This window comes from Spirillospora sp. NPDC049652 (assembly GCF_040675125.1).
Taxonomy (GTDB): Bacteria; Actinomycetota; Actinomycetes; order Streptosporangiales; family Streptosporangiaceae; genus Spirillospora.
On record NZ_JBFAOF010000189.1, the window covers coordinates 1 to 9,880 of the forward strand.

The window sequence follows — 9,880 nt, forward strand, 5'->3', positions numbered from 1 at the left end:
GGGGCGGGGCGCAGGAGCCGGGCGACGACCAGCGCTCCGACCCTCCCCTCGCCGCTCCCGCTCCCGTCTCCGCCTCCTCGACTTCCGCCTCCGCCTCCACCGCCGCCGAAGGGCGCGCGGTGGCCGAACCCGCCCTCTGAAAGGAACCCTCATGCCCACCGTCGACGTCCAGCTCAGCACCGGCCCCAGCACCGTCAACTACCTGCGCACGGGCACCGGCCCCGGACTCGTCCTCGTGCACGGCACCGGCGCGGACGGCCCTGGCAACTGGGGGCCGCTCATCGACGCCCTCGCGGACCGCTTCACCATCGTCGCGCCGGACCTGTCGGGCGCGGGCGCGACCCGCGACCCCGGCGGCCCGATCCTGCTGGACGACCTGGTCAGGCAGGTCCTCGGCGCGGCCTCCGACGCCGGGCTGGACCGCTTCCACCTCGCCGGCCACTCCCTCGGCGGGACCGTCGCCACCGCCGCCGCCGCGACCGCGCCCGACCGCGTCCTGTCCCTGACCGCGCACGCCGCCTGGGCCGAGACCGACCCCTGGATGGCCTTCCAGTTCGACCTCTGGGCCCGGCTCACCCGGGTCGACCCCGGTCTCCAGGCGCGCCTGCTCCAGTGCACCGCCATGGGCGACGCCACCCTGCGCGCCCGCACCGCCGCCGACTTCCAGGCGGCGACGGACGGCTTCACCCAGGCGCTCCAGGCCGCCTCGGACGGCTACCTCCGCCAGATCGAGACCGACATCGCCGTCGACATCACCGGCCTGCTCCCCCGGATCACCGCGCCGACCGTCGTGCTCTCGAGCGCGGACGACCGCGTCGTCCCGCCCCACCACCAGCGCTTCCTCGCCGAGGCGATCGCGGGCGCGCGCCTGGTCGAGGTCCCCGGCGGGCACGGCCTGCCCTTCGAGGACCCCGAACTGTTCGTCCGCGCCTTCACCGAGATCCTGGACGGCCACGCCGCCGCGACCGGCCTCGCGGAAGCGGCACGATGACGCGCTATTCGGCCGGGGGCCGGTAGCGGGCGAGGAAGTCGCGCTCGTACGGGGTGAAGCGCCGCAGCCTGTTCTTCTCCACGTCGAACGCCACGAGCACCGAGGTCGCGCGGGCGTACACGTTCTCGTCGTCCCGCACCTCGTAGGACAGCGTGAACGACGCTCCCCGCGCCTGGGTGATCCACGTCTCCACCCGGACGGGGTGGACGGTCGGCAGCAGCGGCGTCACGTAGTCGATCTCGTGCCGCGCGACCACCATGCCGCGGATCGGCTCCTCGCCCTTGCGCACGGGGTCGCCGTGGAACATCTCCAGCCGGGCGTCCTCGAGGTAGCCGAGGAACTTCACGTTGTTCACATGGCCCTGCGAGTCGATGTCGCCGAACCTCAGGTGGAACTCGTAGACGTGCCGGAAGTCCGCCGTGGGCCGCTCGTCACCGCTCTGCATGTCCTCGCCAGGTTCGTCCGTCGATGATGGATCCGCGCGCCGATGCTACCCGCCACCCCGCCCCACCCCTTCACGGCGGGGTGCGGGCGGGGTGGCTCTGGCCATGGGGCTGGGAAGAGCGGAAGTCGGGGGGCTGGAAAGCGGAAGCGCCGCGTCCCGGTGGGGACGCGGCGCTTCCTGGCGGACCGCGGCGGACGGGCGAGGGGTTCGCCCGGCACGCGCTCGGTCAGTCGCGGGTGAGGCGGCGGTGGGTGACGCGGTGCGGACGCGCCGCGTCGGCGCCCAGACGCTCGATCTTGTTCTTCTCGTAGTCGGCGAAGTTGCCCTCGAACCAGAACCAGTTCGAGCCGTCCTCCCACGCCAGGATGTGCGTGGCGATGCGGTCCAGGAACCACCGGTCGTGCGAGGTGATCACGGCGCAGCCGGGGAACTCCAGAAGGGCGTTCTCCAGGCTGGACAGCGTCTCGGTGTCCAGGTCGTTGGTCGGCTCGTCCAGCAGCAGGACGTTGCCGCCCTGCTTGAGGGTCATCGCGAGGTTCAGCCGGTTGCGCTCGCCACCGGACAGCACCCCCGCGGGCTTCTGCTGGTCCGGGCCCTTGAACCCGAACGCGGCGACGTAGGCGCGGGACGGCATCTCGACCTGGCCGACGTTGATGTGGTCCAGGCCGTCCGAGACGACCTGCCAGACCGTCTTGTCCGGGTCGATGCCGCCGCGGCCCTGGTCCACGTACGAGACCTGGACGGTCTCACCGAGGCGCAGCTTGCCGGTGTCCGGCTGCTCCTCCCCGACGATCATGCGGAACAGGGTGGTCTTGCCGACGCCGTTCGGGCCGATGACGCCGACGATGCCGTTCGGCGGCAGGTTGAAGGACAGGCCGTCCATCAGGACCCGGTCGCCGAAGCCCTTGGTGAGGTTCTCCGCGACGATCACCGTGTTGCCCAGGCGCGGGCCCGGCGGGATCTGGATCTCCTCGAAGTCCAGCTTGCGGGTCTTGGCGGCCTCGGAGGCCATCTCCTCGTACCGCTGCAGACGGGCCTTGGACTTGGTCTGGCGCGCCTTCGGGTTCGACCGGACCCACTCCAGCTCGTCCTCCAGGCGCTTCTTGCGCTTGGCGTCCTTGTTGCCCTCGACCTTGAGCCGCTCGGCCTTCTTCTCCAGGTAGGTGGAGTAGTTGCCCTCGTAGGGGTGGCAGCGGCCCCGGTCCAGCTCCAGGATCCACGTCGCGACGTTGTCCAGGAAGTACCGGTCGTGGGTGACGGCGAGGACGGTGCCCTCGTACTTGGCGAGGAACTGCTCCAGCCAGTTGACCGACTCGGCGTCCAGGTGGTTGGTCGGCTCGTCCAGCAGCAGCAGGTCGGGGGCCTCCAGCAGGAGCTTGCACAGCGCCACGCGGCGGCGCTCACCACCCGAGAGCTTGGTCACGTCGGCGTCCGGCGGCGGGCACCGCAGGGCGTCCATCGCCTGCTCGAGCTGGGAGTCCAGGTCCCAGGCGTTGCGGTGGTCGAGCTGCTCCTGCAGCTTGCCCATCTCCGCCATCAGCTCGTCGGTGTAGTCGGTCGCCATCTGCTCGGCGATCTCGTTGAACCGGTCGAGCATCGCCTTGGTCTCGGCGACGCCCTCCTCGACGTTGCCGAGGACGGTCTTCTCCTCGTTCAGCGGCGGCTCCTGCTGCAGGATGCCCACCGTGAACCCCGGCATCAGCTTGGCGTCGCCGTTGGACGGCTGCTCCAGACCGGCCATCATCCGCAGCAGCGTCGACTTGCCGGTGCCGTTCGGGCCCAGCACGCCGATCTTGGCGCCGGGCAGGAAGTGCAAGGTGACGTCGTCCAGGACGACCTTGTCGCCATGTGCCTTGCGCACACGCTGCATCGTGTAGATGTACTCGGCCATAATCCTCAAGCCTATTGGGTCCTGAGCACCGTTCGTCGCACCCTCCCGGGCCCCGCCCCCGCCCACCCGAACCCACCCATCCCATCCACCCCTCCCGACCTCCCACCCCGCCCCCAGACCTCTCCAGGCCGGACCTGCCCCCAACAAGGCCCCCTGGCCGCCTCTCCCTCCGCGAGCCGCAACACGCAAGACGGCGCTTCCCTCACCGCCCACGCTCTCGCGAGGCCGGTCGGCGTGGCGAGGGGCCAGCCCGCCGGAGGGGGTGGGGGTTGCAAGGTGGGGTTGTTGGGGGGGCGGGGTCAGTCTTCGGAGGGGCGGGAGGCTTCCAGGGCGGGGAGGCAGACGCGGTCTCGGCCCGACTCCTTGGCCCGGTAGAGGGCCAGGTCGGCGGCGGCGAGGAGTTCGATGAGGTCGGAGCCGTGGGTGTGGAGGAGGGCCACGCCCACCGAGACCGTGACGGCGACGGTGCCGGTCTCGGCGGGGACGGCCAGGCGGCGGACGCGGCCGCGCAGACGTTCGGCGATACGGCACGCCTCCACGGTGTCGGCGCCGGGGAGCAGGACGACGAACTCCTCGCCCCCGAACCGTCCGACCACGTCGTAGTCGCGGACCTGGCCGCACAGGGTGCTGGCGACCCCGATCAGCACCTGGTCGCCGACCAGGTGGCCGTGCCGGTCGTTGACCTTCTTGAAGTAGTCGATGTCGATCAGGAGCAGGGCCAGCGCCTCGTCGGTCCGGTGCGCGCGGGACAGCTCGGCGTCCGCCTCGCGCTGCCAGGCGGCGGCGTTCAGCAGGCCGGTCTTGGCGTCGGTCCGGGCGGCGGCCTGGAGCTGCTGGTGCATCAGGCTGCGCTGCAGCAGGACGACCGGGGGCAGCGCGAGCAGCAGCAGCGCCGGGGCCACCGCGCTGGTGATCGTGACGATCACCCCGACGCACAGCTCCACCACGTCCAGCAGCAGGCTCTCGCGGTTCCAGAGGACGTCGCGCCAGCGCGCCTCGGGCGCGGCCGCGTGGGCGGCGACGGCGACGATGCCGGTGTTGAGGACGGTGAACAGGGCCGCGCAGGCGATCGCGACCGGAATGCCCGGATAGCCGTCGACGACCCAGCCGGGCCCGTCCGCCAGCGGCTCGGGCACCACCGAGTGGAAGACCACGCTCGCGCACGCCCCGGCCAGGCCGAGCGCCGAGGTCACCATGACCCGCCGGTACAGCAGCGTCCGGCGGACGCGGAACTGGAGCCACGTCTGCAGCGGGATCGGGATCAGCAGGGCGTACACCGGCGGCAGCAGCAGCGCCACCGGCAGCCACCACGCCGACAGCAGGTCGCGGGCGACGCCCGCCGGCATGCCGAGCCGGCGGGAGGCCTCGATGCAGACCCCGCCACATGCCAACAGTGCGACAAATGTCAGTAGATCTTCTATCCGGAACGAGGTGCGCCAGAGCCCCGCGGCGGTCAGCGCCAGGTGCAGCAGCACCACCGCCGGGACGTAGACGGCCAGCAAGGACGGCCGCCCGGATCCCCCTGGGCGCCGGGACGTGTGGGTCAGTTCGCCACCTCGGTCCTCGGCGGACGACTGCACTGCCGTCATCCTTCCCCCCTATGCATCACGTTGTGTAACACGATAGTTGCAACGTGTGCGGAGTGCGCCGGAAACCGGTAGCTTCGGTACTTCAACAGGTGGGCGGCCACCGTGGTCACCCACAGGGGCCGCGGGCTCCGCGGTCCCCCGCACATCCGGAGGGGGAATCCACCATGCGCGGCGTTTCCTGGGTCTAGACCTCTGGACCCTGCGCACGGCGGTCGCACAGCGACCGCGCGCCTTCGCCGCGAAGGCTCTTCGCGGCGGGCGACCATCCAGGCAGAGGCCCGCGCCGCACCGGACCGAACCGCCCGCGACGGCATGATCCCTCGCGACGGTTCCCGTTCCGGCTAGCGTCCCGGCCTCTGCGAGACCGCCCGGCCCGGTGGCCGTGCCCTCCCCGAACGGGCCGCTCCGCCGTAGCGGACCGCCCACTCCGGCCGACCGCGCGCCCGCCGGGCCACTTCCACGCCCGATCGCCTTCCGAACCCGTCCGTCCCCGGTGGCGGCCTGAGCGGTCGCCCTCTCCCCCGTCGGCCGATGTGCCGCGTCGGCCCGTCCGCTCGCGTTGTCCAGTGCGTTCAACTCCCCCGTCCGACGCCTAAGGCCCGTCGCCGTGCTCCCGTTTCCCCACGCGCCCGCCCTTGAGCCCCACGGGGTTGCTCCGTGAGATGAGCGCGTCGGCGACTTGCCCCCGAGGGCGCGGCCCCCGCCGCGTTGTCCCCTTTTCCCTTAAGACGAATCCGCGTTCCGACTCGTTCACCGGCCGCAAGCGGCATGACCCCGACCCAACCGCCAGTCCCCCCTGCCGTCCCCGACCACCCCGCCCACAGTCCACGTGTCCGTGCCGAGCGCCCCGGCACGCAGGCCCCCGGGGTGGCCGGGCCCGGTGGGGCCCGGCCTTGCAAGGGGGTCGGCTTTCTTGTGGGTCAGGCGGCCTTTGCCTCGGCTGCCTCCTCGGGGGTCTGGTCGCCGGTGAGGGCGAAGAGGTCGGAGATCTCCTGGGCCTCGCGGCGGTCGGAGTCGGTGAGGGAGTTGGAGCGGGACGCGGCGCGGAAGGCGGCGGTGCCTCGGGACAGGTCGTGGCCGAGCGTGGTCGCCTCGATCTCGGCGCAGTAGCGCCACTGGCCGTCCCGCTCGTACTGGCGGATGCGGAGGCGGCCGGTGACGATCACGGGGTGGCCGCGCGCGAACTCCGAGGCGTTGACGTTCTCGGCCAGGCCGCGCCAGCAGTTCACGGTCAGGAACATGGTCTCGATGTCCGCCCACTGCCCGGTGCCGCGGTCGAAGCGGCGCGGGGTGCAGGCCAGGCGCATGGACAGGTACGGGGTGCCGTTCGCGGTGACCAGGAACTGCGGGGTGTCGGCGACCCAGCCGATGACGGTGATCTGGGCCTCGTTCATCGGGAACCTCCGGTGTGTCGTGGTGTGCGGAGGCGTCCTTGTGACGCTTCCGCACACCACGATCGCGGAGGGTGAGGAGAGTGCGAAAGTCGCGGAGCTAGCTGTGGATAACTTCGCCTATCGGGGTGGGCGGAGTTCCCTCGGGCGGGTCAGGCGCCTCGGACCAGGTCCACGTCGTCGCGGAAGGCGGCGTAGAGGGCCAGTTCCTCGGTGATCGGCTCCAGCACCTTCTGCTCGGCCACGACCGCGATGCGGTCGCGCATGTGGCGTTCCATGCGTTCGCCGTGTTTGGCGGACGACAGGGCCACCAGGTTGCGGCAGGTCGCGGTGGTCAGCCAGCCCATGCCGAGCGTGCAGACCACCAGGACGGCCACGTACGGGATCAGGCCGGCCTCGCCCACCCAGCCGCTCGGGGCCTTGGCCACGTGGGCCGCGCCGTAGGCGACCAGCAGGCCGATCCAGGCCAGGCCGAGGACGGAGACCAGCACCAGGAAGTACTGCCACGTCTTGACCAGCCACCACCAGCGCGGCACCTGGTTGAAGTCGGGCAGCGCCTCCTTCATGGCCTCGCCGAGCTCTTCCGGCAGGTCAGCGGCGTGCCGGCGCGCGGCCGCGCGGACCGAGCGGGCCCAGGCGGGCGGGAGGCCGGTGACGATGCCGTCCGTGACGTCCAGGAGGGCGGTGTCGACCTCGCCCTGCTGCGCGCCGGTCGGGCCGGTGAAGGCGCCGCGCAGTTCCTCGCGCAGCTCGCCGAGGCGCATGCGGCGCAGGGGGTCGCTGCGGAGGCGGGCGATCATCGACAGGACGGGCCAGCCGATGAAGTCGGCGGCGCGCAGCTCGTAGGCGCTCTCCATGGCCTCGGCCACGGCCGGGGCCCCGGCGGCGTCGGTGAGGGCGCGCTTGAGGCCGTCCCGGTGCGGCTCGTCGACCGCGGTCGGGGGCTCGCTGTCGCCCTTGTACGGCACGAAGCGCTCACCGATGTCGGTGACGTCCACGACCAGGCGGTCGCTGCGGACCTGGCGGGCGGCGACGGTGTCCACGAGGACCTCGCGCAGGCCGCGCACGCCCTCCTCCGACACCGCCGAGGTCGTGACGATGCGCGGCTTGGCCAGGCCCTCGGCCTCCAGCAGGCGGCGCAGGTCGGTCACGCACTCGGCCACCTCGTCCGGGGCGAGCCGGTCGATCTGGTTCAGGACGATCAGCGTCACGCCCGCGTGCTTGGCGAACGGGACGATGTAGTTGCGGTGCAGCGCGGCGTCGGCGTACTTCTGCGGGTCGACGACCCAGATCAGCAGGTCGGCGACCGTGACGAAGCGGTCGACCTCGGCGCGGTGCATGGCCTGGATGGAGTCGTGGTCGGGCAGGTCCAGCAGGACCAGGCCCTGGAGCGAGTCGTCGGCGCGCTGCAGGTCCAGCGCGGACGCGCGGGCGTAGCGGTGCCGCTTGTCGACGTCGAGCCAGTCGAGCAGCGGGCCCGCGCCGTCCAGGCCCCAGACGCACGCGTGCGCGCGGGACGTCATCGGACGGCGCATGCCCGTCGGCGACAGCTCCAGCCCGCACAGGGCGTTGAACAGCGAGGACTTGCCGCTGCCGGTGCCGCCCGCGAGCGTCACCACGGTGTGGTCGCCCGACAGCCGCAGGCGCTGCCCGGCGCGGTCGAGCAGGACGGCGGCGTCGTCGAGCAGGGCGGCGTCGAGGCGGCCGGCGCCGGCGGTGGTGATCCGGTCCAGCGCGTCCAGCCGCGCGGTGAGGCCGGGGACGCCCAGAAGGTCCGGCGGCGGGGCCGCGACGGGCGGCGGAGCCGAGGTGGTCATCGGGCTACCTCGAGGTTGTAGACGGCCTGGTAGAGCCGGACGGGGACGGTCTCGTCGGGGATGCCGGCGGCGTCGAGCGCCTGCCCGAACCGCAGGCCCTCCTCGTCGAACAGCATCGCGATCCGGCTGCGCAGGTCGGCGCGGGCCTTGGCGCCCATGCCGCGCAGCGACTCCGCGCCGAACAGCGCCTTCAGCAGCCGCTGCGGGACGGCGCTGGTGCCGCCCTCGACGTTCACCTCGGACGTGCCGTAGCCGAGCAGGCCGATCATCAGGACGAGCGCCAGGGCCTCGGTGTCGAACGAGACGATCTTGGCGACCGAGCGCTTGGTGACGCCCTCGGTGCGGACGAGCTCCTGCACGTGGTCCTGCCAGGAGCTGACCGCGCGCGACACGCGGCGGGCCAGCTCGGGCGAGACCTCGCCGAGGCCCGGCACCGCCGACCCGGCCAGCACCTGCCTGCCCGCCGGGTGCTCGCGCCAGGCGGTCACGGCCTGCTCGGCGGCGTGCTCGGCGGCCGCCACGATCAGCGACTCCAGGCCGCCGCGCAGCGCGCCCTTCAGCGCCCGCACCCGGGCCGGGCTGCGGTGCCGGCGGGACGTGCGGCGGCCGAAGCCGAGCTTGTTGCGGCGGGTGCGGAGCGAGCGCAGCAGGTCGCCGGTGCCGGCGAAGTCCTGCCAGCGGGCGAGCACCTCGCCGCGCAGCAGCGAGCCGTTGCGGGTGGCCTCGTCCAGCTCGGCGAGGCCGCCGCCGTAGGCGGAGTCGACCAGCCCGGCCAGCTCGCCGCGGACCTCGACCTGCGCCTTCACGTGCTCGGCCAGCTCGGGGACGCGGGTGCGCAGGCTGTCCAGGACGCCGCCGAGGGTGTCGCCGATCACCACGCGGCGGTGGTCGGGGTCCTCGGCGATCCCGGTCATCCAGGCGCGGATCTCCTCGACGGCCTCCTCGGGGAGGCGGCTCTCCTCGACCCGGGTCTCGGGGACGATGAAGCGGCGCGCGTCGCCGACGCCGTGCTCGCCGAGCATCTCGCCGAAGTGGTCGACGATCTCGGCGCCCGCGCCGTCCTGCACGCGGGACAGCACCACGCCGATCGTCGCGCCCTGCTCGCGGGCGCGCTCCAGCATCTGCCAGACCATCGCGTCGGCGTACCGGGACGCGGTGACCACGCACAGCCAGACGTCGGCGGCGGCCATGAGCTTGGTCGCGAACTCGTAGTGGTCCTCGAAGACCGAGTCGAAGTCGGGGCTGTCCAGCAGGGCCAGGCCCGGCGGCAGCTCCTCGCTGGTGATCACGACGAGCTGGTCGCCGGCGATCGCGTCCGGGGCGGGGCCCTTCACCCGGCCCATGCCGGGCAGCAGCGGCCCCTCCAGGAACCACTCGGCGTGGTCGGGGTGGCACACCAGGATCGGGCTGGAGGTCGTCGGGCGGAGCACGCCGGTGGCGCTGACCCGGCTACCGACCAGCGTGTTCACCAGCGTGGACTTGCCCGCGCCGGTGGATCCGCCGAGCACGACCAGCATCGGGGCGCTCGCGCCCTCGATCCGCGGCAGCGCGTAGTCGACGAGCTGGTTGCGCAGGTCGAGCCGCTGCTCGCGGGCCTCCTCGACCCCGGGCACGTCCAGGACCAGCTCGAACGCGCCGAGCTGGTCGCGCAGGCCGGACAGCGCGCGGGTCAGGTCGCCCTGGCGCGTTCCGACGCCGGGCAGGGTGCCGGCCTCGGCGGCCCTCGCCGCCGCGACCAGGCGTTCGCCGGCCTTCC

At 72.8% G+C, this 9,880-nt stretch carries 7 protein-coding genes; 1 reads left to right on the forward strand and 6 read right to left on the reverse strand.

Features of this window, described 5'->3' with window-relative positions; translation table 11 throughout:
* The first annotated feature begins 151 nt into the window (after positions 1-151).
* On the forward strand, positions 152-991 hold the full coding sequence (locus tag AB0J52_RS15235; RefSeq protein ID WP_500182192.1) for an alpha/beta fold hydrolase: 840 nt from the start codon (positions 152-154) through the stop codon (positions 989-991).
* 4 nt (positions 992-995) lie between these two features.
* Here the strand turns inward: AB0J52_RS15235 and AB0J52_RS15240 are convergent, their stop codons facing one another.
* From AB0J52_RS15240 to AB0J52_RS15265, 6 genes are all read right to left on the reverse strand, one after another.
* The gene (locus AB0J52_RS15240) at positions 996-1,436 is read right to left on the reverse strand and encodes an acyl-CoA thioesterase (RefSeq protein WP_500182193.1); all 441 of its coding nucleotides are present in this window, start codon (positions 1,434-1,436) and stop codon (positions 996-998) included.
* A 226-nt stretch (positions 1,437-1,662) separates the two neighbouring features.
* A complete protein-coding gene (gene ettA / locus AB0J52_RS15245) occupies positions 1,663-3,327 on the reverse strand; it encodes an energy-dependent translational throttle protein EttA (protein WP_500182194.1) in 1,665 nt (554 codons plus the stop codon).
* 299 nt (positions 3,328-3,626) lie between these two features.
* Entirely contained in the window at positions 3,627-4,916 is a 1,290-nt protein-coding gene (locus AB0J52_RS15250; protein WP_500182195.1) for a GGDEF domain-containing protein, read from the reverse strand.
* A gap of 920 nt (positions 4,917-5,836) precedes the next feature.
* Entirely contained in the window at positions 5,837-6,310 is a 474-nt protein-coding gene (locus AB0J52_RS15255; RefSeq protein WP_500182196.1) for a single-stranded DNA-binding protein, read from the reverse strand.
* A gap of 149 nt (positions 6,311-6,459) precedes the next feature.
* Entirely contained in the window at positions 6,460-8,124 is a 1,665-nt protein-coding gene (locus AB0J52_RS15260) for a P-loop NTPase family protein (RefSeq protein WP_500182197.1), read from the reverse strand.
* The coding region (locus tag AB0J52_RS15265; protein WP_500182198.1) for a GTPase family protein at positions 8,121-9,880 on the reverse strand (1,760 nt) is incomplete at its 5' end. The genes AB0J52_RS15260 and AB0J52_RS15265, both read right to left, overlap by 4 nt.

Excerpts from the sequence above, each read along its gene's own strand:
- AB0J52_RS15235 (WP_500182192.1), top strand. The coding sequence starts at position 152 with ATGCCCACCGTCGACGTCCAGCTCAGCACCGGCCCCAGCACCGTCAAC.
- AB0J52_RS15240 (WP_500182193.1), bottom strand. The coding sequence starts at position 1,436 with ATGCAGAGCGGTGACGAGCGGCCCACGGCGGACTTCCGGCACGTCTAC.
- ettA (WP_500182194.1), bottom strand. The coding sequence starts at position 3,327 with ATGGCCGAGTACATCTACACGATGCAGCGTGTGCGCAAGGCACATGGC.
- AB0J52_RS15250 (WP_500182195.1), bottom strand. The coding sequence starts at position 4,916 with ATGACGGCAGTGCAGTCGTCCGCCGAGGACCGAGGTGGCGAACTGACC.
- AB0J52_RS15255 (WP_500182196.1), bottom strand. The coding sequence starts at position 6,310 with ATGAACGAGGCCCAGATCACCGTCATCGGCTGGGTCGCCGACACCCCG.
- AB0J52_RS15260 (WP_500182197.1), bottom strand. The coding sequence starts at position 8,124 with ATGACCACCTCGGCTCCGCCGCCCGTCGCGGCCCCGCCGCCGGACCTT.